This is a genomic window from Agrobacterium sp. 22-223-1 (genome assembly GCF_053522385.1).
This window is the reverse complement of the sequence record NZ_JBNWCN010000005.1, coordinates 1-23,088: the sequence shown is the minus strand read 5'-3', so window position 1 is coordinate 23,088 and position 23,088 is coordinate 1. Positions and strand designations below refer to the sequence as shown.

Below are 23,088 nucleotides of genomic sequence, written 5' to 3'. Positions count from 1 at the left end.
TCTCAGCGGCCGGCCAGGATGAAGTCGGCGACCCGCTCCGCGATCATGATTGTGGGAATGTTGGTATTGGCGCAAGGGATCGACGGCATCAGCGATGCGTCGCAGACCCTCAATCCTTCCACGCCGTGCACGCGGCCCGTGGACGACGCCACCGCCATGGGATCGTCAGCCGATCCCATGCGGCACGTTCCCGACGGATGCCATGTGCCGCCCACATGGCGGCGGACGAATTCCGTCAACGCATCGTCGTCCTCAAGCAGCCCCCGCATGGTCGTGCCGAGTGTTATCGCCGAATGCACCAATGCGGAGCGCAGCGGGCCCGCCACATCCAGAAGACCCGAGAAAAGACCCCGCTGCAACGCGTTCCATGTCCCTGGTACAGCGACCTTCGCCACCCGGGGCGAATAGCTCGATGGAAAAACAGTGCCGCTGTGCCCCGCCATGAAAGGATCGGATAGGGCTTCCGCGCCCATGCGCAGCGCAAGCTTGAGCCGCCTCAGATCGCGCTCGTCGCTCAGCATTCTGAAGTCGACCTCGGGCTCCACATGGGGATCAAGCGAAGCAAGCTTCACAAAGCCTCGCGAATAGGACTTGTTGACCCAGAAGAACAGGCTGCCCAGCCGCAAACCGATGGAATGCCAGCCGGATCGCGACAGGATGGCGGCATGCATGTCACCCTGCGGCGCGCCGTCGAGACCGGACGAGAAACGCCAGATCGCCTGTTCGTGGTGTTCTCCCCTGTCACGCACCCGCATCTGCGGCGGCAGATAGGCAGCGACGGCGATCGAAGGATGCTCCATCAGATTGCGCCCGACGCCGCTGCGGCCGGCCACGACATTGCCCCCCACGGCGGCGATGTCACCGACGGGGCCGATACCGGAGCGCATCAGCAATGCGGGCGTGTGAATGGCGCCGGCCGAGACGATCACTTCCGCCGCATGGATCGTCTCCGCCGTAGCACCCGCCAATCTCGCACCCGTGGCCAGACGACCATCGAACAGGATGCAGTCGGCGACGCTTTCGGTGATGATCCTGAGATTAGAACGTTTGCGCACGTCCGGCGTCAGATAGGCAAGCGAAGTCGGCAAGCGCTCCCCGCTATCGCTGACGGCGATGGCGCCGCGAAAGACGCCGTCTTCCCAAGGCCCGTTCTGATCCGGCCTTATCGGATGGCCGCGGCGGTCGAGCGTTTTCATGACTCGGTCGACGAAGGGTGAAATCCTGTCGTCGGATATGCGCCGGATCGTCAGCGGCCCGGCCGTGCCGTGAAGCGGGCCGGAGAAATCCCTGTCGGCTTCGATCTTCAGAAAATAGGGCAGGCAATCGTCCCAGCCCCAGCCGTCCGCCCCAAGCGCCTGCCACTCGGCATAATCGGCGGGTGCGCCGCGATTGGCCATCAGCGCATTGATCGCCGAGCCTCCGCCCAGAAGCCGCGCCTGCTCGTAGCGACGCGGTGGACGGGGCGTCGCGTTGGAACGGGCATGACCCATCAACGCCGTGAGCTGCGACCAGATATTGCGCGTATCGAGATAGGCACGGCCGGGATAACGGCTGCGCACCTCATCCGGGATATCGTCCGCCGAAATATTGCGCCCGGCCTCGACCAGAACGACCGTCCGCAGCGGATCTGCGGAAAGGCGTGCGGCCAGCACGCAGCCCGCCGATCCGCCGCCGAGGATCAGGTGATCGACGATCATGTCGCCCGTCCCTGCGAATATTCGGTGTTGCGGGCGTTGATCGCCGCCAGCATCAGCAGGATGAACGAGATCGCCGTCAGCAAGGAGCTGATCGAGGCGATGGTTGGATCGATCTCGTCGCGCAGCGCTGTGAACATGCGCTTGGTGAGCGTCTGATATTCGCCGCCGGAAATGAAAAGCGAAACCACTGTCTCATCGATGGCGGAGATGAAGGCGAAGAGGAGACCGGAAATGACGCTCGGGCGGATTTGCGGCAGGGTGACGATGAAGAAGGTCCGCCAGCGGTTCATGCCGAGGCTTCGCGACACCATTTCCTGCGTGTGGTCGAACTTGCGCAGCCCGACCAGGACGGAGGTGACGACATAGGGGAGGCCCAGCATGACATTGGCGAGGATCAGCCCGGTCAGCGAGGCAAGAAGCCCGATCTGCGCGTAAACCAGAAAGACGCCGACGGCGGTGATGACGATCGGCACGATCAGCGGCAGAAGCAGCAACGCCTGCAGGCTGCGTACCAGCCGCGATTGCGTGAGATTGAGCGCATAGGCCGCCGCAGTGCCGAAAATGGTGGCGATGACGGCGCTGGAGACGGCGACGATCAGGCTTACACGCGTTGCCTGCATCCAGGCGGCGCTGCCGAGATAAGCCTCATACCAGCGCAGCGACCAGGATGGCGGCGGGAAAGCAAGGAAGCGCGCGCCGGAAAAGGACATTGGCAGGATGATCAGGATGGGGATCATCAGCCAGGCGAGAACGAGGGCTACAAAGCCGTAGAGAAGGATTTTCGACAGGTTCATGCGTCACCTCGTTCCCATGATGCGTTCGAACGGAATGATGAGGCTCGCCAACCGGAAAACCAGAAAAACGCAGACAAGCAGGACGACGCTGATCGACGAGGCCGCGCCCCATTCGTTATAAACCTCGATGTTGCGCGAAACGAGCATGGAGACCATGTAGGTGCGCCCGCCGCCCAGCAGTTCCGGCGTGATATAAAAACCAAGGGTGAGCACAAAGACCAGCACCATGCCGGCGATCATGCCCGGCAGCGACAGCGGCAGGAAAACCCGCCAGAATACATGCATGGGTGAGCCGCCGAGGCTGGCGCCGGCCATGGTCAGTTCCATGGGTATTTTCTTCATCGTCGCATAGAGCGGCAGCACCATGAAGGGCAGCAGGATGTGGATCGTCGCCATGACCGTGCCGAATTCGTTGTTGACCAGCCGGAGCGGCGCATCGATCAGGCCCGATCCCGTCAGCGCCGAATTGATGATACCGTTGCGCTGCAGCAGGATGAGCCAGGCATAGGCGCGCACCAGAACGGATGTCCAGAAAGGCAGCAGCACCATGGCGAGAACAAGCACGCTCCAGCGCTGGGGCAGGCCCGCCGCCACATAGGCGACGGGATAGCCGAGGAGGACGGTCATCAGCGTGACGACCGCCGCAATGCGGAAGGTCTGAAGAAAGGTCATCCAGTAGACGGAATCCGTCAGGAACCGCTGATAGTGAGCGAGCGTAAAGCCGCCATCCTGCCGGATCGACTGCCAGCCCAGCCACAGAAGCGGCAAGACCAGCAGAACGACGATGACCGCAAGGGCTGGCGCCAGCAGCATCAGCATGAGCCGTTGCTCACGCTGCTCATGCAGCGCAGACGGATTTCGTTTCGACTGTGCCATCAGTGACCCTCCACAGGCCGATGATTATTTCTGGATGAACTGCGCCCAGCGTTTTTGCGCCTCCTCGCCGGCCGGTGAACTCCACCACTCGTCCGACACCAGAACCTGAAGTGCGGCATTGTTCGGCGAACTCGGCATTTCGGCAGCGCGTTCCGGCGAAATCTTGCCGGTCTTGTACGCTTCAGGATTGCCTGGACCGTAATCGATATAGGCCGGGAAATTCGCCTGGATTTCAGGGGTCAGCGCCGCATTGACGAACTTGACAGCCGTTTCGAGGTTCGGCGCGCCCTTGAGAATGCAGAGCGACGTATACTGAAGGAAACCTTCATTGAACGAATAACCGATCGGCGCGCCCTCCTTCACCACCGCAGCAACGCGGCCGTTCCACGCCATTTCCATGTCGACTTCACCGTCAGCCAGAAGCTGCGCGGACTGGGCGCCGGAGGTCCACCACACCGTGACATAGGGTTTGATCTCTTCGAGCTTCTTGAAGGCCCTGTCGACATCGAGCGGATAAAGTTTGTCCACTGGCACGCCATCTGCAAGCAAAGCGGCCTCCAGTGTCGCCAGGGGATGGTTACGAAGCGCCCGCGTGCCCGGAAATTTGTTCACATCCCAGAAATCCGCCCAGCTCTTGGGCGGGTTGCCGCCGAACTTGTCCTTGTTGTAGGCAAGCACGCTCGAGTAGAATTCATAGGCGACCGAATAGGGGCTCTTGTATTCGGCCGGCATCTTTTCCGCATTGGGTATTTTGGAAAAATCGAGTTTCTCGATCATTCCCTGTTCCCCGCCGCGTATGCAATCCTTCGCCGGCGTGTCGATGACGTCCCAGACGATCTTGCCAGATGCGGACTGAGTCTTGATCACCGGCCAGGCATCCGGCGCGCTATCCTGATTGACAGTGATGCCGAGCAGCTTGGCGACGGGATCGAGGATCGCCTTGGTCTGCGCCTCCTGATAGGCGCCGCCCTGTGAAACGAAGGTGACCTGTTCCGCCGACGCCAGGCCAGCCGAAAAGACGGCGGCGGATGCGGAAAGCACGAGCATGGAAAATCTGTATTTCATTCGTCGTTCTCCTCTTTATGGCGAGGCGCTGTCGCCCCTGTTGGCATGCGACTGTCGGGTCTTAGCGCCCGATTGCATCGAGGAACTGATACCAGCCGGCGACGAGCCGGACGGCTGGCTCCCTGATGGGATAAAAAGGCACGGGTTTGAGCGGCTCCGCGGTCAAGAGCCCGAGATCGGGGCTTTGCCCGGCAACCATGGCCGCAACGTAGCGGCCCATGTTGGAGGCCATGGCCACCCCGGTTCCATTATAGCCGACTGCATAGACGACCCGGTCGTCCAGCCGGCCCAGATGTGGAATGCTGTCCATCGTCATGGCCACGAGGCCGGACCAGCGATGGGTGACAGATACGGCTGCCAGTTCCGGAAACTGCCGCACCATGGCCTTGTGGAGCGCCGCAAACGCGCTTTCGGAATCCGCCTTGCCGAAGGCGCCGCGCCCGCCATACATCACACGGTCTCCAGCCTTGCGGAACCAGCGCATCATGCGCCGCGTCTCGGTATAGCTGCGTCCCTGCGACAGGAGGGAAGCACCCGGTCTGCCGGTCAGCGGCTCGGTCGCAATCATCGCGGAGCGGAAGGGAATGATGGACTTGCGGACCGCCGACGTGGCCGGCGTCAGATCGGAATAGGAATTTGTGGCGATCACCACTTGGCGGGCCGAAACGACACCGTCAGGCGTTTCAAGAACGATGCTGGCGCCATCTCGCCTGAATGCCGCCACCGGCGTCTTCTCGTGGATCGCGATGCCTGCGGCACTCAATCCGGCCGCCATGCCCAAAACGAAATTCAAGGGGTGGATGACGCCGCCATGGGTATTGAGCATGCCGCCGACGAAATCGCGTGAGCCCGTCTCCGCCTCCATTTCCTCCGGTGAGAGAATGGTGCAGGCATGGTCGCCAAGCGATCCACGCAGCCACTCGACTTCTTTTTTCAGGCCATCGAGTGACAGCTGATTGTGGGCACAACGCAGCGAACCGGTTGGGCGATAATCGGCAGCGGCGATTGCGTAATCCTCTACCAGTTCGCCAACATGATCGATGGCCTCGATACCGAGATCATGCATGCGCCGCGCCGTCTCCAGCCCGTAGCGGGCGGCGATGTCGGAGAAGGAAAGCCGGAACTTGCCCGACACCACGCCACCATTGCGGCCGCTCGCGCCCCAGCCGATCCGGCTTGCCTCCAGCACCACCGGAGACAGGCCGCGGCGGGCCAGATAGCGCGCCGCGGAAAGGCCTGTATAGCCGCCGCCGATGATCGCGACATCGAACCGACGATCACCCGAGAGCCGGTCGAAGGCAGGACGGCTCGAAGCCGTCTCCTGCCAGAGGGAGTGGATATCGGGAAAAGGGGGACGTGCGGCCATCGGTACGGCTCTCTCGCTTTCAGGCTGCCGTTGCCGTCTTGACGCCGGCAGCAAGCTCCGCGTCCACCGCATCGGCCAGTTGCTTGAGCGAGGAGAAGTGGAAGTCGGGCCTGGTCACCACCTTCGGAGCCGGCGTGCCGCCGAACCCCTGCTGGCCCTGGCGACGCTCGATCCAGCAGGTCGTGTAGCCAAGTTCGCGGGCCACGCCGATATCGTGATGCTGGCTCTGGGCGACATGCAGGATTTCCGACTGCTTGAAACCGAAAGCCGACTGACGCCCCTTGTTGAAGGCGAAAAACTGCGGATTGGGCTTGGCACACCCGGCCTCATCGCAGGTGACGCTGTCGTGAAACGGATTGCCAAGCGTATCGGAATAGGCGGAAAATGCCGTACGGTCGGCATTCGTCATGGCGACAAGACGGAAGTTCTTGCGCAGGCGGGCGAGCGCTTCCACGGAATCTGCGAAGGCTGGCCAGCGCAGCACGGCAAGCTGGAAGGCTTCCGCCGTGGCGTCATCATTGTTGAAACCGAGTTCGTTGGCGAGAGAAAGATAGACGTCTTTCATGGCGAAGGAAGACCGTCCATAGAACTTGTCACGGCCGCGCTTGTACGGTTCGAAAATCTCGTCGTCGGTGGCCCTTGCCGCCTTTTCGCCGCCGAGCGCACGCACCGCATTGAGCACACCCGTTTCGAAATCGATCAAAGTGCCGACCACATCGAAGGTCATGACCTTGAATTGCGTAAGCTGCATCGTCTTTATCCTTGTTGACTGCATGGAATGGAATGTCTCAACCCGCTTCGGGAACGATCACCGTGTCTTCGGGGTGGAGTGAAAGCGCGATCGCCTCACCTGGTGATTTCATCAACGCGCGGCCGGCATGGTTGCTGGGAAGCCGAAAACTCAGATCGTCACCGCTGTCCAGCCGCACGAAAACCCGAATGCTTTCGCCCTGATAGAGCGTATCCGTGACGGTGCCTGTCAGCCTGTTGCCGCCATCGGCTTCGGCGCCATCCGCCACCACGAGTTTTTCCGAATGAACCACGAGATGCAGGTTTTCGCCTTCCGGCACGCGATGCGCCGTGTGCAGCAGCCGGTCTCCCAGCCGCACCGCCGTTTCGCTCTCGCGCCGAACCGCAAGCAGGGTCGCCTCGCCGATGAAGCGAGCGACAAAGGCGTTGACGGGACGGTCATGCAGGCGCTCCGGCGTATCGACCTGCACCAGACGTCCCCTGTGCATGATCGCCACGCGGTCGCTCATCGTCAGCGCCTCGCGCTGATCATGCGTGACATAGACGATCGTGGCGCCGAGCCGCTTATGCAGCCGTTTGAGTTCGATCTGCATGGTCTCGCGCAGCTGCTTGTCGAGCGCCGAAAGCGGCTCGTCCATGAGAATGAGGCCCGGCTCGAAGATCATGGCGCGCGCCAGCGCCACGCGCTGACGTTGGCCGCCCGACAATTCGTGGATACGCCTGTTCTCATAGCCGGTGAGTTCGACCATCTCGAGCGCGGCCTTGAGTTTCGCCGGCCAGCTCGCCTTCGGCAGCCGCCGCGCCCTTAGCGGAAAGGTGATGTTTTCGCCCACACTCATATGCGGAAACAACGCGTAGTTCTGAAAGACGATACCGATATCCCGCTTATGCGGCGGCTCAAATGTAATATCCCGATCGCCTAACCAAATTGACCCCGATGTCGGCTGGACAAAGCCGCCGAGAATTCCCAGCAACGTGGTCTTGCCTGACCCCGAAGGCCCGAGAATGGAAACGAATTCGCCGGGAGCGACATCGAGATTGACATCGTCCAGCGCACGAAACGTTCCGTAGCACTTGACCGCCTCTTTGATGGAAACGCCTACCCGCTCTGTATTTGGCTGCTCAATCATATGATTCCACTAAAAAATCCCAGTACGTTCGGTGGTGCTCCGACGTATGGCAGCGCGTTTTTGCGGAACGAAGAGCAGATTTTCAGCCTGTGACGCCCAGCGCCGGCCTGAAACCAATCTGTCGCGTTCCCCTCAATTCATGGAAGGTCTCTCGCCTTCGTTGACAGCCAAGAGACCAAACAAAAGGCGGATAGGCAATTGAAAAAAAATCTATGCGATGTTACAAAATGTAATGACATTCCTTCGCCGTTCCCTGCCCTCCATGAATGGCCTCTTTACTTTCGAGGCGGCTGCACGCTGCGGCAGTTTTTCGAGGGCAGCAGACGAATTGAACGTGACGCCGGCGGCTGTGAGCCGCATGATGTCCCGGCTGGAGGAACATCTTGATACGACATTGTTTCTTCGGCAGCCCGGTGGCGTGATGCTGACGGAACCCGGCCAGCTGCTGTTCGATGCGATCGCCAGAGGCTTCGCCGGAATAGAAAGCGCCCTGCGGGAAATCGAGGATCGCCGAACCGGTATCGAAACCGTGTCCCTTTCCGTCTCGACCGGTTTCACCACGCACTGGATGATGCCGAGAATGGCCGAATTCAAAAGGGAATTTCCCAATGTCGATCTTCGGTTTCAGCTCATGATGGGCGCCCTGTCGGGGCCGGTCAACGACGTCGATCTTGGGATGCGCTTCGTCGATGGACCGGACAGGCATCACGAGGCAGCTTTCGTCATGCCCGAAATCCTGCTGCCGATCTGCAGTCCGGGTTACAGGGAAAGCCATGCCATTTCCGGCAACGATATTGATCGCGTGCCGGATACGACCATCAATTTAAGCGATGCGCAGCCCAACTGGTCGACGCTGTTCACCCCGGCCAGCGGTAGCGACCCGCAGAATTCGATGATCTTCTCCGATTACGCCATCGTCGTGCAGGCTGCTCTCCTGGGCCAGGGCGTGGCGCTTGGCTGGCTCAACGTCGTCGCCCATTGGCTACGGACGCGGACACTGGTTCCAGCAAGCGAACATTTGATGGTCACCGGCCGGCGCTGCCATCTTATCCGGCTGCGAACTAAACCCGCCCGACCAATCGTCACGCAGGTCAAGGAATGGATGATCCGTGAATTGAAGGCGGATGTCGATGCGGTGAGCGCGCTTTATCCATCCCTGAACATCGGCTGCGTGGGAAGCGATACCATCAACTAAAAACTAAATTTTGAACACGCTCGAACCGACATAGTCATAACGGCCCTTCGTTCCGCTATTGTCACCAGATAAAGAAACTGACATCATTGACGGGCAGGCTCAAAATGAGCCGCTGATATTCCATGAGCAGGGTAGCTCTCGACCGGAAACGGGCGGGGGCTTTTTTTATTTTTTGGTGGGCGATGATGCATTCAGAAAGCTGGCGGGTCGGTGTGCTGTTCTCCGAAACGGGCGTGACCGGAGCCGTGGAAACAACCCAGAGAGCTGCTACCTTGCTGGCGATCGATGAAATCAACGCAGCCGGTGGCGTGCTCGGCCGAGAGATAGAGCCCGTGGCCTACGATCCGCAATCAACTCCCAGTCTCTATAAGGAGCTTGCGGTCAAACTTTGCGACGAAGATCGGGTCCGGGTCGTTTTCGGCTGCCACATGTCGAGCACCCGCAAAGCCGCTCTTCCCGTCATTGAGGCCCGTGATGCTTTGCTGTTTTACCCGACTTTGTACGAAGGGTTCGAATACTCCAGGCATTGCATCTACACAGGTGCAGCTCCCAATCAGAACTCCGTCCAATTGGTCGATTTCCTCACCAAGCACTATGGAAAGCAGGTTTTTCTTGTGGGGTCGAATTACGTCTATCCTTATGAATCGAACCGGACGATCAGCGACCTTTTTCTTCAGGTGGGGGGACAGGTCCTGGACGAGATATATGTTCCGCTGAACCTCAAAGACGAGGACGTCGCCAAGATAATCCGACACATTCGCGCAGCGCAGCCGGACGTTATTTATTCAACGATCGTTGGCAACGGTATCATTCCTTTCTACACGGCTTTCAAGGAAGCGGGCTTCAACGCACAGAAGATGCCGATCGCCAGTCAATCGACAAGCGAGGCCGACGTGATACGCATGCGCCCGGAGGTGGCGGAAGGGCACATAACCGCTGCTCCCTTTTTCGCTTCTCTCGACACCCCCCGCGCCCGCGCCTTCGTTTCGGCCTATCAACAACGGTACGGCCAGCAGATGCTGCCCACTGCGCCAGCCGAAGCGGCTTATTTTCAGGTATATCTCTATGCGGCGGCTTTAAAGCTTGCCGGCGGCGACGGGCTTGAGCAGCTTCTGCCGGCACTCTATGAGGTCGAATACGATGCCCCTCAGGGCGCGGTGAAGATAGACCGGCTGACAAACCACACGCATCTGTGGCCAAGAGTGGCAAAGGTGAATGCGCAGGGCGGCTACGATATTGTCTATGATCCGTCACTGCGGGTGGCGCCCGATCCGTTCATGCGCGAATATCGACCGGATCTGACGCAAACTTTCCCGCATCGCGTCCGGGTCTGAGAAGGAGCGACGATGTCATTCGCCCTTCTCAGAGATTTGCGGGATCTCAAGGTCCTGGTTATTCATCCCCGGACATCGGAGGGAGAGTTCCTCGTCGATCACCTGCGCCGTATCGGCTGCACGGTCAGTTGCCTCTGGCCGGTGCCTGCCGAATTGCCGCATGGCACAGACGTCGTCTTTCTTGCCATGGAAGACGAGGCGCGACCGGAAATCGAACGTCTGCTGAAGTGTTTTCCAAACCCCGCTCCGACCATGCTTGCCATCGTCGGTTACGAAAATCCCTCGACGTTGCAGATCGTTCTGGAAAGCGGCGCGCTCGCCATTGTCGAGAGGCCGATCAAGCCGTTCGGTCTGCTGACCAATCTCGCCATCGCCCGCAGCCTGTGGCTGGAGCGCCAAAAGCTCGTGAAAGAAGCGCGCAAATATAAACGCAAGGTATTGGGAGACCAGAAGCTCGCCCGCGCCAAGGCGATTTTGATGGCCAATCTCGGCACCAGCGAAAACGAGGCGTACCGCGAAATGCGGGAGCAGGCGATGGCCCGGCGCGTACCGATCGATGAAATCGCCAATTCGATTATCAATGCCGAACAGCTCTTGCGCCGCCCCCAAAAACATGATTAGTTTTTCATGTGTTTCAAAGGAACACCTCCGGCACATCCCTTCCTTTTGCGAAGCCATGTGCCGCTGTTGCACGCGGCGAGGCCGTGATGCTGTGATGGCAAAGGTGCCCGCAGGCTGTGACAGGCCTAGCGGGTTTTTTGTTGTCTGCTGACAGTGTCGTCAGCCTTCCAACATTTTGTCGGCATGAAAGCCTGGCTGTTGAACCGGGCAGTGCCACTGCGTGCGCCAATCAAAAAAGGGGAACCAAGATGGTGTTCAACAGACGTGAATTTCTGAAAACCGCAGCCACCGCTTCTGCCGCACTCACGCTGCCGGCGCTGGGCGGCCGGGCCTTTGCAGCCGACGCAATCAAGGTCGGTGCGCTCTACTCCCAGACGGGTGGGCTTTCCGTCGCCGAAAAACTTCTCGCCAACGGTGTCATGATGGCCGTGGCAGAGATCAATGCGGCCGGCGGCGTTCTCGGCCGTCCGGTCGAAGTTGTCGTTGAAGACGGAGCCTCCGATCCGAAGATCTTCAGCGAGAAAGCTTCGAAGCTGATCCTCAAGGACAAGATTTCAACCGTATTCGGCTGCCACACATCCGCCAGCCGCAAGGCCGTGCTGCCGATCTTCGAACGGCGCGGCGCGATGCTGTTCTATCAGACGCATTATGAAGGCTTCGAGTGCTCGCGCAACGTCGTCTATTCCGGCGCCGTTCCGAACCAGCAGCTCTCCAACTACATTCCCTGGATCGTCGAGAAACTGGGCAAGAAGAAGTTCTTCATCGTCGGCTCGAACTACGTCTATCCGCGCGAGATGGCCAAGGTTTCCAAAAAACTGATCGAGGCAGCCGGCGCGGAATGGGTGGCGGACGAATATCTGGAACTCGGCCACTCGGAATGGGCCGTGATGGTCAGCAAGATCAAGGAATCGGGCGCGGACGTGGTTCTTTCCAACGTGGTCGGCGATTCGATCATCGCCTTTTACCGCGAATTCAAGAACCAGGGCCTTTCGCAGGACGTTATCCCAATCTGCGCGACAGTAACTTCCGAAATCGAGATCGCGGCCATGGGGGCTGAATACGCGGCAGGCAGCTACACCTCTTTCCCATATTTCATGTCGATTGAAACGCCGGCGAACAAAAGCTTCATCGACCGTTTCAGAACCTTCGTCAACGATCCCAAGGCCGTGACATACCATTCGCTGGAGGCCGCCTATTTTCAGGTGTTTCTGTGGAAGCAGGCAGTTGAGAAGTCCGGTGATCTGTCAGCCGACGCGATCCGGGCCGGCATTCGCGGCCAGACCTATGACGCGCCCGGCGGCAAGGTGACGACCGACCCCGACAACCTGCATTGCTGGCTGACGCCACGCATCGGACAGTGGCAGCCGGACGGCCAGAGCAAGGTGGTCAACGCCTATCCGGCACCGATCAAGCCGCTTCCCTATTCGGCTTATGGCGAAACGGAGAGCAACCTGTTCTGCACCGTCAAGGGTCTCGACGCAGCAAAACTCAAGGGCTGACCCATCCTCCGCGTTGTCCCGCCAGCCATGCCTGGCGGGACCATGTCTCGGCAAGGCGGATCTGCGCTTTTCTTCTGCGCGGCGCCGATCCGCTTTCGGATTGGCGCGAAGCAGGAAAACCCGACCCGCCCTTCTCACGAACGGTGGCTTCATGCTCGACATTCTTTTTATCGGCCTCAGTCTCGGCTCTATCCTTCTTCTGGTGGCGCTCGGTCTCGCCATAACCTACGGCGCCATGGGCGTCATCAACATGGCCCATGGCGAAATGGTCATGATCGGCGCCTATGTCGCCGTCCTCTCCGGCATATGGCTCAAGACAAGCCTGCTGCTCGCGATACCGCTGGCGTTCATCGTGACCGCGTTGCTCGGCCTGATAATCGAACGGCTGGTCCTGCGTCGACTTTATGGCCGTTTGCTGGATACGCTTCTCGCCACCTGGGGCATCGCCATCCTTCTGCAGCAGGCCGTGAGGCTCGAACTCGGCCTGTCCTTTTTCGGCATTCATATCGAAGGCCTTGGAGCCGGTCTGCAAAACGTCGGCGTGCCTTCGTATCTGCAGGGTACCTTCAGCCTGGCGGGCGCGGAGATCAATGCTTACCGCGCTTTCATCATCGCGGTTACCGCCGCGCTGACGCTGGTGACGTGGTTCATTCTCTATCGGACGACGGCAGGCATGCAGGTTCGCGCGATCATCCGCAATCCGAAAATGGCCGCAGCCTGCGGTATCGACGTGAAACGCGTCAACGCCATGACTTTCGCCTTTGGGTCCGGTCTTGCGGGCGTCGCCGGCGTCATGATGTCCGGCTTTAAGACCGTTTTCCCGGACATGGGCACGACGATGGTCGTTGACGGCTTCATGGTCGTGGTCACGGGCGGCGTCGGCAGCCTGTTCGGCACCATCCTGTCTTCGGGGTTATTGGGGGAGGTCAATGCGCTGGTGGCCATCGGCACGAACGACATTCTGGCGCGCGCCGTTGTATTCGGCGTCGTCATCCTCGTCATTCTCGTCAAGCCCAGCGGGCTGTTCTCGTTCAAGGGGCGTTGACATGAGTATCGAACGAAAATTCCAGATCGCCGCTTACGTCATTTTCATAGCATTACTTTTTGCGGCGCCCGTTTTCGGTGACGAATTCTGGCTGAACCGTATTTCAAAATATCTTGTCTACGGCATGCTGGGCGTCGCCATCGCGCTGACATGGGGATATGCCGGCATTCTCAACCTTGGCCAGGGACTGTTTTTCGGTCTCGGCGCCTACATGCTCGCCATGTCTCTTAAACTGTCGAGCCTGACCAGTCTGCAACAGGGCTCCGACAAGCCCGTTCCTGATTTCATGCTCTGGAACGCCGAACCCGGTGCACCCACGGAACTGTGCTGTATCAACAAAGGCTCTTTCCTCTGGCTTCCGTTTCAAAGCCAGTCTGTCGGTCTCATACTCGGCCTCGTGCTTCCCGTGGTGATCGCCGGCGCGCTCGGTATGCTGGTTTTCCGCAAGCGTATTTCGGGCGTATTCGTCTCGATCATCACTCTGGCGCTTGTTCTGCTCGTACGTCTCGTCGTGGTCGATGCTCAACCGGTAACAAACGGTTTTAACGGCCTGACAGATCTTGGCTGGCTGACGATCGGCGGCATAGAGTTCGATCCCTACAGCAGGGCGACCTATTATCTGTGCGCCATATGCCTGTCGCTGTCACTCATCGCCGCCCGTCTTGTCGTGGAAACCCGCGCGGGCATGATCCTGCAGGCGATCCGTGACGATCATGTTCGCGCCCGATATCTCGGTTTCGACGTCTCGCTCTACCAGGTGTTCTTCTTTGCCATTTCAGCCGGGATCGCCGGCGTTGCCGGTATGCTCTATGTGGTCGTTGCGGAGTTCGCCTCTCCGACCTTCATGGATCTATCCTTCTCGGTGACGATGGTCGTCTGGGCGGCCGTCGGCGGCCGTTCCTCCCTGCTCGGCGCCTGCATCGGCGCGATCCTGATCAACATGATCGAAGCTCAGGTCAGCGAGACCGAAGCGCTTGTCGAAGCATGGAAAGCGATCATCGGTCTCATCTTTGTGCTGGTCGTCCTGTTCATGCCGCGTGGTCTCGGCGGCGTCGCGCATGATGTGCTGCGACAGCTTATCCGCAGGCTCAAACCGGGTGCGGCATCTTCATCATTGCAACAACAGAGCGAGGCATCGTGATATGAGTGCAATCGCATTGACCCTCGACGGTCTCGGTGTCGATTTCGGCGGGTTCAGAGCTGTAAACAATGTCAGCATCACCGTCTGCGATGGTGAGTTGCGTGTGTTGCTTGGCGCGAACGGCGCCGGCAAGACGACCCTGATGGATCTGGTCAGCGGCAAGACGCGCAGTACGCAGGGCAAGGTCTTCGTCTACGACACCGACATCACAAATTGGCCCGAACATAAGATCGCACGCGCCGGAATCGGCAGAAAATTCCAGATTCCGAGCATTTTTCGCGATCTCACCGTGCGGCAAAATCTGGAGGTGGCCAATTGCCGCAATCCATCGGTGCTTGCAAATCTCCGTTTCGGATTTTCGCGGGCGGAAGCGAGGCGCGTCGATGACGTTCTTGCTCTCACAGCGCTTGAAACGGAACAGCAGACGACGGCCGCCTATCTCAGTCATGGCCAGACGCAATGGCTGGAACTGGGCATGCTCATCGTGCAGGACCCGAAGGTGGTTTTGCTGGATGAACCAACAGCGGGAATGACCCAGGCCGAAACCCGCAAGACGGCGCAGATCATCAACAATCTCAAGGGCCGACATACGATCCTCGTCGTCGAACACGATATGGGGTTCGTTCGTGAAATCGCCGAGCGCATCACCGTCCTTCATCTGGGAGAGGTTCTGGCCGAAGGAAGCGTCGGGGATATAGAGCGCAATCCGAAAGTCCGTGAAGCCTATCTCGGCTCGAAAGGAATATCCTGATGCTGACATTGAAAGACGTGCACAGCTATTACGGCCGCAGCCACATCTTGCACGGCATCACCCTCGATGTACCGGCCGGCAAGGTGACGAGCATCCTCGGCCGCAACGGCACCGGCAAGACGACCCTTTTGAAAACCCTGATGGCGCTGACCGACCGGGTGACGGGTGAAATGCATCTGCAGGGAAAAGATATCGCCGCCGCCCCGACGCATATGAGAGCACGGGCGGGGATCGCCTATGTCCCCCAGGGCAGGGAGATCATTCCCGATTTTACCATCCGCGAAAACATCCTGATGGGCGCTTTTGCGCGTGCCGATCGCAAACGCGAAATTCCAGCGCTGGTGCCCGAACTTTTTCCGTATCTGATGGCCAATCTCGATCGACCGGGTGGCGTGCTTTCAGGCGGCCAGCAACAGCAGCTCGCCATCGCACGTGCGCTGGCCGCAGATCCGAAAGTGCTGCTTCTCGATGAGCCAAACGAAGGCATTCAGCCCTCCATCGTCGAGGAGATCGAAAAGATCATTATACGGCTCAATCGCGAGATCGGCATGACGATCATTCTCGTTGAGCAAAACGTCGCATTTGCGCGGCACGCATCTCACCAGTTCGCCATGCTGGAGAAGGGAACCGTGGTCGCGGCGGGCGCCATCGACACGCTCTCCGATGCACTTGTTCATCGGCATATGGCTGTCTGAAACGGACTGAAATCCTTGGTAAAGAAAATGGGGACCATCATGACATCGACACAGAGCTACACCGCTGCCGCCATCCAGTTCGAGCCGACCATGTTCGAAAAGGCGCGCAATATCGCGCGGCTGGCCGCCCTTTGCGAAGAAGCGGCAGAAGCAGGTGCACGCCTGATCGTCACGCCGGAAATGGGCACGACAGGTTATTGCTGGTTTGACAGGGCCGAAGTAAAGCCTTTCGTGGAAGCCATTCCCGGACCGACAACCGATGTTTTTCAGGCCATTGCCAGCAGACACCGCTGCTATATCGTCATCGGCATGCCGGAAGTCGAACCGGCGAGCGATCTCTATTACAACACCGCCGTTCTGATCGGTCCCGATGGCGTTATCGGTCGGCATCGCAAGTCGCATCCTTATATCGCCGAGCCCAAATGGGCCGCCAATGGCGATATCGTCCATGAGGTCTTCGAAACGGAGATCGGCCGGATTTCGATGCTGGTCTGCATGGATTTGCACTTCTTCGAGACGGCACGGCTGGAGGCGCTGGCGGGTGCGGACATCATCTGCCACATATCCAACTGGCTGCAGGAACGCGCGCCGGCGCCCTACTGGATCAACCGTGCCTTTGAAAACGCCTGCTATCTCATCGAAAGCAACCGGTGGGGGCTGGAGAGAACCGTGCAGTTTTCCGGGGGAAGCTGCCTGATCGAGCCCGACGGAACGGTTGCCGCATCCATCGATACAGGCGACGGGATCGCCTATGGCGAGATCGATCTTGCCCGCGCACGCCGCCGCGAAGTCTTGAGCGAACCGGTCTTCAAATCGCGCCGGCCCGAGCTTTACATGAACATGATGACCAATAGCTTCACCTGGAATCCGGGCGACTACTTCCGCCTCTATGGCTATCAGCCCATTCCGCGCGGGCGCAAATCGCGCGCGGCCGTTGCCCAGTTCGCCCCCTCCTCCGTGATCGCAGACAACATCGCCCGCATCACCGCACTGGCCACAGAAGCAAAGGCGACGACAGCGCCGGACATTCTGGTTTTCCCGGAACTGTCGCTGACCGGGATTGAGGCTCCCCACACCCGGGCGGAACCGCTTTCAGGCCCGACGGTCTCCGCCTTCGTGCGCCTGGCAATGAAGCTCGGCTTCTATCTCGTCGCCGGATTTGCCGAGGCGGACGGAGACAAAGTCTATAACACAGCAGTGCTCGCCGGTCCCGAGGGGCTGGTGGGCAGCTATCGCAAGACGCATCTCGGCATGGCCGATAGCTGGGCGACGGCCGGCGACGAATGGAAAATATACGATCTTGCCATCGGCCGAGTGGGCCTGGCGATTGGCCACGACGCGCTATATCCGGAAGCCATTCGTTCGCTCTCGCTTATGGGGTGCGATCTGGTGGCCTGCCCTTCAGCAATTGCCGGTACCTTCACCGGCAGCCATGCGGGAACAAAAATCCCGCACAACTATCCCATCCCGAAGGGAGCAGACCCCTTTCATTGGCACGCTCTGCGGGTTCGCGGCGGCGAGAACAACGTCTATTTCGCCTTCGCCAATGTACTTGATGAGCCACGGGGATATCTGGGCAAGAGTGCCGTGTTCGGGCCGGACTCCTTTGCCTTTCCGCGTCAGGAATCGGTGATACTGGACGAGGAAGGGATTGCCGGTGCGACCGTCAACACCACCAATCTCGATACGCCCTATCCCACGAACATCGTCCGGCGAAAAGACCTTGTTGTCATGCGTCAGCCGCATCATTATCAGCCTCTCGTCAAATGGCATCAGTAAAAGGTCGGCAGGATGTCCGCATTCACATTCGCAACCGTCCCGCAGATCATTGCGGGACCGGGCTGTATCGCAAAGCTTTCGGAGCTGAGGAGCATGCTCGGTCCGCGCGTTCTGGTGATTTCGGACGATGGGGTCGTCAAGGCGGGGCTCGTTCAGCCGGCGCTTGCCAGTCTTACAGAAGCCGGCGCCGAAACATCGATCTTCACCGGCGTTGTCGCTGACCCACCGGAAGCCATCATCCATACGGCTGCGGCACAGGCGGTGACGTTTGGCGCAACCGGTGTGCTGGGCATCGGCGGCGGCTCGTCGCTCGATGTCGCAAAGCTTGTGGCGCTTATTGCCAAAAGCGGCGAAGCGCTCGACACTATCTACGGCGTTGGCAAGGTGACGGGGGAGCGTCTGCCGCTGGCGCTCGTGCCGACAACGGCCGGTACCGGATCGGAAGTCACGCCGATTTCGATCATCACCACGGGCGAACACCAGAAAAAGGGCGTAGTATCACCCGTACTTCTGCCAGACGTGGCGCTTCTCGACGCGAACCTGACCATCGGACTTCCTCCCGCCGTGACCGCGGCGACAGGAATTGACGCAATGGTCCACGCCATCGAGGCCTTCACGTCCGCCAGTGCAAACAACAATCCCGTTTCCCGTGCCCTTGCCAAAGAAGCCCTGCGGCTTCTCGGAGCGAATATCGCGATCGCCGTCGAGGATGGAACCGACCTTGCCGCCAGACAGTCGATGCTGCTGGGTGCAATGTTGGCGGGGCAGGCCTTTGCTAATTCGCCTGTCGCTGCCGTTCATGCTCTCGCCTATCCGATCGGAGGCCGCTACGGCGTTCCCCACGGTCTTTCCAACAGTCTGGTACTGCCGCACGTCTTGCGCTTCAACGCGACGGTGTGTGGTGATGCCTATGCGGAACTGGCACCGTGTCTCTTTCCTCACCTTGAGCCTGCCGATCAGAACGGACGGCTCTCCGGTTTCATCGACGGACTAACGATGCTGCCAGTGCGCCTTAATCTTCCCGTGAGGCTGAGGCATGTCGGAATTCCAAAGGAGGGAATTCCTCTGCTCGCGGAAAGTGCGATGGAGCAAACCCGCCTGCTGGTCAACAACCCGCGTACCATGTCGCTATCGGATGCCGCCAGTATCTACGAGGTTGCCTGGTAAGCAGGCCAGTACACACGTCACATGAGTTATAGCCATCCTTTCTATAACTCACATCATCAAAATACTAAGCTACCCTACAGGCACCAAACGGAGATATCTGGCGCGATTGTTATCGCAGCAACTTCGCGAGGCCCTTAGCGAGGATCGGTCCAGTCGGACGCCCGGTTGGAGATCCGCCAGCGTCTTCCAGGGTGATCTCGTAGAGCTGGTCCGCCCTTGGTGTTGGCAATTCCGGAACAGCCAGATGCGCCGAGCGCGCACCGTCGATCAGGCCAAGCGATACGGGCCCTGTGTCTTTGGACGGCAGGGTCCAAACCTGGATCGTCTTGTCCCCGGGGATGCTGAAATCAGCCAGTATACGGATCGTCGCCTGCGCGTTGCCGAAATCCTCGACGACGGCCTGCACCTCCCCAGCATCATTGATTAGAACCGCAACGACTAGCGGCTCCACCGTCCGGGTCAGGCTGTAAGCGAGACCGATCGCGAGCAAAAAGGCGGCGGCGACGGCCGAGATCGCGGCCATTCGCCAACCGTTCCTGCGGTTGTCATTGGCATTTGAGATCAGAGGCATAACGCCGGTATGATCCTGGAGCGGCAAGGCCGCTTCGATGCGCTGCCAAAGCTGCTCGGTGACGGTAGCAGGTGCCACGCTCATGTCGAGTGGCAGGAAGCGCTCGCGGCTGGCAGCAATTGCGGCACGCAGTTCAGCATCGCTTTCCATGACAACCTCAAGCTCCGCAGCATCCGTGGCCTCTATCAGGCCCAGGACATATTCATCGGCAATAGCAGGGATATCCTTGCGATCATAGATCATGCCATGCACTCCCGGAGAGCTGCAAGGCCACGCCTGATCCAGGATTTGGTCGTACCGAGCGGAATGCGCAGCCTCCCGGCGATCTCGCCATGCGAGTAGCCGCCGATATAGGCCATAAGAATGCCGCTCCGCTTGCGCTCATCGAGACCGCCGAGGCAATCGTAGAGCCGGGAATTGCGGTCCAGCCTGTGCCACGCCGCCATGACCTCATCCGCCTGCTCGCTTTCGCGCAGGGCCTCCACCTCCTCGACTGTATGCTCGCGTTTTCCGTCCCGCAGGAGATTAAGTGCCCGGTTGCGGACGATGGCATAGATCCAGCCTCGGGCGGAGCCGCGATCGGCCCTGTACTGATGCGCATGGGTCCATATCCGGATGAAGGCGTCCTGCACCACCTCTTCGGCAAGCTCGCGACGCCGGACAATGCGCTCGGCGACCGCTATCAGGCGTCCCGCCTCGCGATCAAAGATCAAGCGAAGCGCATTGCGATCACCCCAGGCGCAGGCAGCGAGTGCCGTATCGAGATCGTCCGGCGTAGAGCCCATCAGCATCAATACCTTCTCCCAACACCGACGAAGAAGACTGTCGGCTTTGAAAGCTATACCCGCTGGATCGACGAATGGATGCAAGTCGAAATTATTTTTTCGCAGGCTGCATCCAAACGGCATGGCTGGCGTGTCTTCAGTTCAGGAAGCGTCGAGAGCCGAGCGCTACACGACTTCCGAACGGTTCAACACGGGAGAAAGACATGAAGATCATTCGTTTCACACTGATTGCCTCCGCTGCTTCCATCACAGTGGCATCAACCGCATTCGCGGCCCCCGTCCTCGGCCTGAGCGGCGACAGGACGCTCATCATCTTCGATACGGAGAAACCGGCGGTGACGAAAAAGATGGACGTGACTGGCGTCGACAAACTTGTCGGCATCGACTTCCGCCCCGGCAACAAGACGGTGATCGGCGTCACCCCGGATCATCGCATCGTCTCGATCAATCTCGAAACCGGCGCCGCCACCGACGTCGCCAAGATGGACAAGATGCTGACCATGACGCAAGCCCCTGTCGTGGTCGATTTCAACCCTATGGCTGATCGCCTGCGCTTCATGACCGGAACGACCAACCATCGCGTCCACCCGGATACTGGCGCTGTAACGGTTGACGGTGTGCTTGCGTTCGAGGAGGGCGACATGCACAAGGGCGAGACCCCGAGCATCGTTGCTGCTGCCTATACCAACTCCGTCGGCAAGCCTGAAAAGACCGCCATGTATAATATCGATGCCACGATCGGCGCGCTGATCCAGCAGACCAAGCCGAATGACGGCACGCTGAAAGCAATCGGCAAGCTTGGCCTCAAAGACAAGCCTGCGGCATATGCCTTTGATATTCAGGGCATGGCGGACGGCAGGAACGTGGCCTATCTCGCCGCATCCAAGACGCTCTACACGGTCAACCTCGAAACTGGCGCGGCAACCGAAGTCGGCCCGATCACAGGGCTCGACAACGAAGTGCGAGACATCGCCGTTCTGCCGAACATGTAATTCGGCAGACGTTCAACGATGAAACTGAAAAGGCCGGCGCCCTCAAGTGTCGCCGGCCTTTCTGATGATGGAATGGCCCCGGACCACATCTTGCGCCGAAGAACCTTGTCGATGACATGGATGACGCCGTTGGATTGTTTGACGTCGGCGATCGTCACGTGCGCAACACCACCCATCTCGTTGGTGAGTGTGATCCTGCCCGTGCTTTCCGTGGCCTTCAGGATGCATCCGCCGACGATGAAACTTTGCGAATTTCGTCAGACGATATCAAAGCTATTTTTGGCCACGCCTGAATGGCCAGACGACGATGTTTCCCGCGAAGAGCGCCAACCACACCAGGTAAGGCTGCAAAGGCAATCGGATGAGATGGTAGGACCATTGCCATGGCGAAACAGTCGCTGCACCAAGGCTGTCGATGGCATGCTTGATATTGGCCGGGAATACGCAGATTGCATAGAGCGCCAGGCCAATGCCGGCGGCTTTCCGCAGCCGTGGCACCAGAAGTCCGACCGCACCGGCAATTTCACACAGACCGGTCAGGAAAATAACGGCCTCCGGCTCAGGAACCCAGGCAGGCGTGATACCGAGGAAAGGTTTGGGCAGGACGAGATGCAGAATGCCCGCGAGACCATAGACGCCGGATAGTCCCCACTGGCAGCGCCGCTGCCAGACATCAATCCTAGCCGTCACATGCTATCCTCTGCTCGACATCCCTTTTTACGGCGTTGAGGTTCGACTTGCGGCCCGCAACTGTCTCGATCCCCGCGATTGCCAGATCACTCGCGACGAAATCCGACTTGTGCCCGAGATTGTGCACGACGATCAGACGAGCACCGCGAATATCGCGGGCGAGATGACGGGAGTGGACCTCAGGGGAGACGATACTATCAGTATCACCAGTGATGATGACTGTAGGCACTTTGATTTTGTGGTAATTCACCGAAGCCGCCCTGGCCCAGTCGCTCAAAGCCGCAACCTCTCTCGCATTGTGCCGAAATGCAAGCGGCCGCAACGCTTGCAGGGCACGTGTCTTGTCGATGTAGTCGGCGGGAACCGGGTTCGGAGCAAAGACGCCTTTCGTGGCATTATCGATCGTCATAAGCCCGATAGGTGGCACGATAAGAGCGCTGAATAGAGTGCCTGTGATCGGGGCTCTGGCGGCCTCGTAGTACCAGGCGATCCCGCTATTCCATGGGTAGACCGCCGGAGACAGGAAGACGAGGCCTAAGACCATATCCGGATGGCGAACGGCGAAGGACGCGGCAATTGCTCCCCCGAAGGAGTGACCGACAATAATAGCGCGGTTGATGCCTCGCTTCTGCATGAGGGCGGCAATGGAGTCGGCTTGACCGTCGGGCAAAATGTTCTGCTCACCACCGACGTCGGAATTGCCGTGACCCGGGCGATCGACGAACAACAGCTTGGCCCGTTCCTGGAGCTTTTTCCGAAACGAGAACATCGGATCGTAAAGGCTGGCGCTGGCGCCATGAATAAAGACGATTGGTGGCAAGTCTGGCTTCCGACCATTCTCAACCAGGACGCTATTGAGCTTGAATCCACCGACATCGGTACGGACTTGATCGTCCCGCTTTGGCGCAGCAACCGCTTTAGAAGCAATCAACGCGAAGCAGCCGATCATCAGAAACGCGGCGGTCAGGCAAAGAGTTCGATCCGGCATATCCTAGAGCTACCCCGCGGTGCCACTGGCAAAGATAGGACCTGTCGGAAGGCCCGTTGGCATCAAAACGAAGGCGTTGTTTCCCGCCATTACATGTCGAATGATGTCAGCCTGCCGCCCGCGGAATGCATCGTAGCCATAGACGGTCTTGAGGATA

Annotated in this window: 22 protein-coding genes and 1 pseudogene; 11 read left to right on the top strand and 12 right to left on the bottom strand. The window is 59.4% G+C overall.

The annotated features are described in order from the left end of the window. Positions 1-2: 2 nt before the first annotated feature. The 7 genes from ACQZ60_RS19415 to ACQZ60_RS19385 all read right to left on the bottom strand — a co-directional run bounded on the left by ACQZ60_RS19415 (position 3) and on the right by ACQZ60_RS19385 (position 7,678). Entirely contained in the window at positions 3-1,697 is a 1,695-nt protein-coding gene (locus ACQZ60_RS19415; RefSeq protein ID WP_448735918.1) for a GMC family oxidoreductase, read from the bottom strand. Beyond that, positions 1,694-2,491: an ABC transporter permease gene (locus ACQZ60_RS19410; protein ID WP_448735917.1), complete on the bottom strand. Its 798-nt coding sequence runs from the start codon at positions 2,489-2,491 to the stop codon at positions 1,694-1,696. Before ACQZ60_RS19410 ends, ACQZ60_RS19415 begins: the two co-directional genes overlap by 4 nt. A gap of 3 nt (positions 2,492-2,494) precedes the next feature. Further along, positions 2,495-3,367, bottom strand: coding sequence for an ABC transporter permease (locus ACQZ60_RS19405; protein ID WP_448735916.1), 873 nt, complete (start codon positions 3,365-3,367; stop codon positions 2,495-2,497). Between the two features lie 24 nt (positions 3,368-3,391). Beyond that, a complete protein-coding gene (locus tag ACQZ60_RS19400) occupies positions 3,392-4,432 on the bottom strand; it encodes an ABC transporter substrate-binding protein (protein WP_174058494.1) in 1,041 nt (346 codons plus the stop codon). Positions 4,433-4,493: 61 nt separating this feature from the next. Beyond that, complete coding sequence (locus tag ACQZ60_RS19395; RefSeq protein ID WP_448735915.1) at positions 4,494-5,798, bottom strand: NAD(P)/FAD-dependent oxidoreductase; 1,305 nt, start codon at positions 5,796-5,798, stop codon at positions 4,494-4,496. A 19-nt stretch (positions 5,799-5,817) separates the two neighbouring features. After that, the gene (locus ACQZ60_RS19390) at positions 5,818-6,549 is read right to left on the bottom strand and encodes an HAD-IA family hydrolase (RefSeq protein WP_059755226.1); all 732 of its coding nucleotides are present in this window, start codon (positions 6,547-6,549) and stop codon (positions 5,818-5,820) included. Between the two features lie 37 nt (positions 6,550-6,586). Further along, the gene (locus ACQZ60_RS19385; protein ID WP_004433116.1) at positions 6,587-7,678 is read right to left on the bottom strand and encodes an ABC transporter ATP-binding protein; all 1,092 of its coding nucleotides are present in this window, start codon (positions 7,676-7,678) and stop codon (positions 6,587-6,589) included. Between the two features lie 232 nt (positions 7,679-7,910). Here ACQZ60_RS19385 and ACQZ60_RS19380 point away from each other — a divergent pair, with 232 nt between their 5' ends. The 10 genes from ACQZ60_RS19380 (at position 7,911) to ACQZ60_RS19335 (ending at position 18,905) form a co-directional block, all read left to right on the top strand. Further along, positions 7,911-8,873: a LysR family transcriptional regulator gene (locus tag ACQZ60_RS19380; protein WP_004433115.1), complete on the top strand. Its 963-nt coding sequence runs from the start codon at positions 7,911-7,913 to the stop codon at positions 8,871-8,873. A gap of 182 nt (positions 8,874-9,055) precedes the next feature. Beyond that, positions 9,056-10,207 carry a transporter substrate-binding domain-containing protein gene (locus ACQZ60_RS19375; protein ID WP_448736061.1) on the top strand — a complete coding sequence of 384 codons (1,152 nt, stop codon included), beginning with the start codon at positions 9,056-9,058 and terminating at the stop codon, positions 10,205-10,207. A 12-nt stretch (positions 10,208-10,219) separates the two neighbouring features. Further along, entirely contained in the window at positions 10,220-10,828 is a 609-nt protein-coding gene (locus ACQZ60_RS19370; RefSeq protein WP_020812771.1) for an ANTAR domain-containing response regulator, read from the top strand. A gap of 248 nt (positions 10,829-11,076) precedes the next feature. Further along, positions 11,077-12,327, top strand: coding sequence for a transporter substrate-binding domain-containing protein (locus tag ACQZ60_RS19365; RefSeq protein ID WP_059755234.1), 1,251 nt, complete (start codon positions 11,077-11,079; stop codon positions 12,325-12,327). A gap of 151 nt (positions 12,328-12,478) precedes the next feature. Continuing rightward, positions 12,479-13,372, top strand: a complete 894-nt coding sequence (gene urtB, locus ACQZ60_RS19360) for an urea ABC transporter permease subunit UrtB (RefSeq protein WP_020812773.1) — start codon at positions 12,479-12,481, stop codon at positions 13,370-13,372. 1 nt (position 13,373) lies between these two features. After that, positions 13,374-14,513 carry an urea ABC transporter permease subunit UrtC gene (gene urtC, locus ACQZ60_RS19355; RefSeq protein WP_020812774.1) on the top strand — a complete coding sequence of 380 codons (1,140 nt, stop codon included), beginning with the start codon at positions 13,374-13,376 and terminating at the stop codon, positions 14,511-14,513. Between the two features lies 1 nt (position 14,514). Further along, on the top strand, positions 14,515-15,264 hold the full coding sequence (gene urtD / locus ACQZ60_RS19350; RefSeq protein WP_020812775.1) for an urea ABC transporter ATP-binding protein UrtD: 750 nt from the start codon (positions 14,515-14,517) through the stop codon (positions 15,262-15,264). Next, positions 15,264-15,959, top strand: a complete 696-nt coding sequence (gene urtE / locus ACQZ60_RS19345) for an urea ABC transporter ATP-binding subunit UrtE (protein ID WP_020812776.1) — start codon at positions 15,264-15,266, stop codon at positions 15,957-15,959. Before urtD ends, urtE begins: the two co-directional genes overlap by 1 nt. A gap of 27 nt (positions 15,960-15,986) precedes the next feature. Further along, positions 15,987-17,738: a nitrilase-related carbon-nitrogen hydrolase gene (locus ACQZ60_RS19340; RefSeq protein ID WP_448735914.1), complete on the top strand. Its 1,752-nt coding sequence runs from the start codon at positions 15,987-15,989 to the stop codon at positions 17,736-17,738. A gap of 12 nt (positions 17,739-17,750) precedes the next feature. Then, positions 17,751-18,905, top strand: coding sequence for an iron-containing alcohol dehydrogenase (locus tag ACQZ60_RS19335; RefSeq protein WP_448735913.1), 1,155 nt, complete (start codon positions 17,751-17,753; stop codon positions 18,903-18,905). A 109-nt stretch (positions 18,906-19,014) separates the two neighbouring features. Here ACQZ60_RS19335 and ACQZ60_RS19330 read toward each other — a convergent pair whose 3' ends face one another. Together ACQZ60_RS19330 and ACQZ60_RS19325 are read right to left on the bottom strand one after the other, a co-directional pair. Further along, a complete protein-coding gene (locus ACQZ60_RS19330; protein ID WP_059755252.1) occupies positions 19,015-19,719 on the bottom strand; it encodes an anti-sigma factor in 705 nt (234 codons plus the stop codon). Then, positions 19,716-20,261, bottom strand: coding sequence for a sigma-70 family RNA polymerase sigma factor (locus ACQZ60_RS19325; RefSeq protein WP_031234431.1), 546 nt, complete (start codon positions 20,259-20,261; stop codon positions 19,716-19,718). Before ACQZ60_RS19325 ends, ACQZ60_RS19330 begins: the two co-directional genes overlap by 4 nt. 203 nt (positions 20,262-20,464) lie before the next feature. Here ACQZ60_RS19325 and ACQZ60_RS19320 point away from each other — a divergent pair, with 203 nt between their 5' ends. Then, positions 20,465-21,253, top strand: coding sequence for a DUF4394 domain-containing protein (locus ACQZ60_RS19320; RefSeq protein WP_020812781.1), 789 nt, complete (start codon positions 20,465-20,467; stop codon positions 21,251-21,253). Positions 21,254-21,339: 86 nt separating this feature from the next. On the opposite strand, the pseudogene ACQZ60_RS19315 reads toward ACQZ60_RS19320, so the two are convergent. The 3 genes and pseudogenes from ACQZ60_RS19315 to ACQZ60_RS19305 all read right to left on the bottom strand — a co-directional run. Next, positions 21,340-21,489, bottom strand: a pseudogene (locus tag ACQZ60_RS19315) (fasciclin domain-containing protein); the annotation flags it as partial. Between the two features lie 37 nt (positions 21,490-21,526). Then, the gene (locus tag ACQZ60_RS19310) at positions 21,527-21,943 is read right to left on the bottom strand and encodes a DoxX family protein (protein WP_020812782.1); all 417 of its coding nucleotides are present in this window, start codon (positions 21,941-21,943) and stop codon (positions 21,527-21,529) included. Next, positions 21,933-22,931: an alpha/beta fold hydrolase gene (locus ACQZ60_RS19305; RefSeq protein WP_448735912.1), complete on the bottom strand. Its 999-nt coding sequence runs from the start codon at positions 22,929-22,931 to the stop codon at positions 21,933-21,935. The genes ACQZ60_RS19310 and ACQZ60_RS19305 overlap by 11 nt, the downstream gene beginning before the upstream one ends. Between the last annotated feature and the right edge of the window lie 157 nt (positions 22,932-23,088).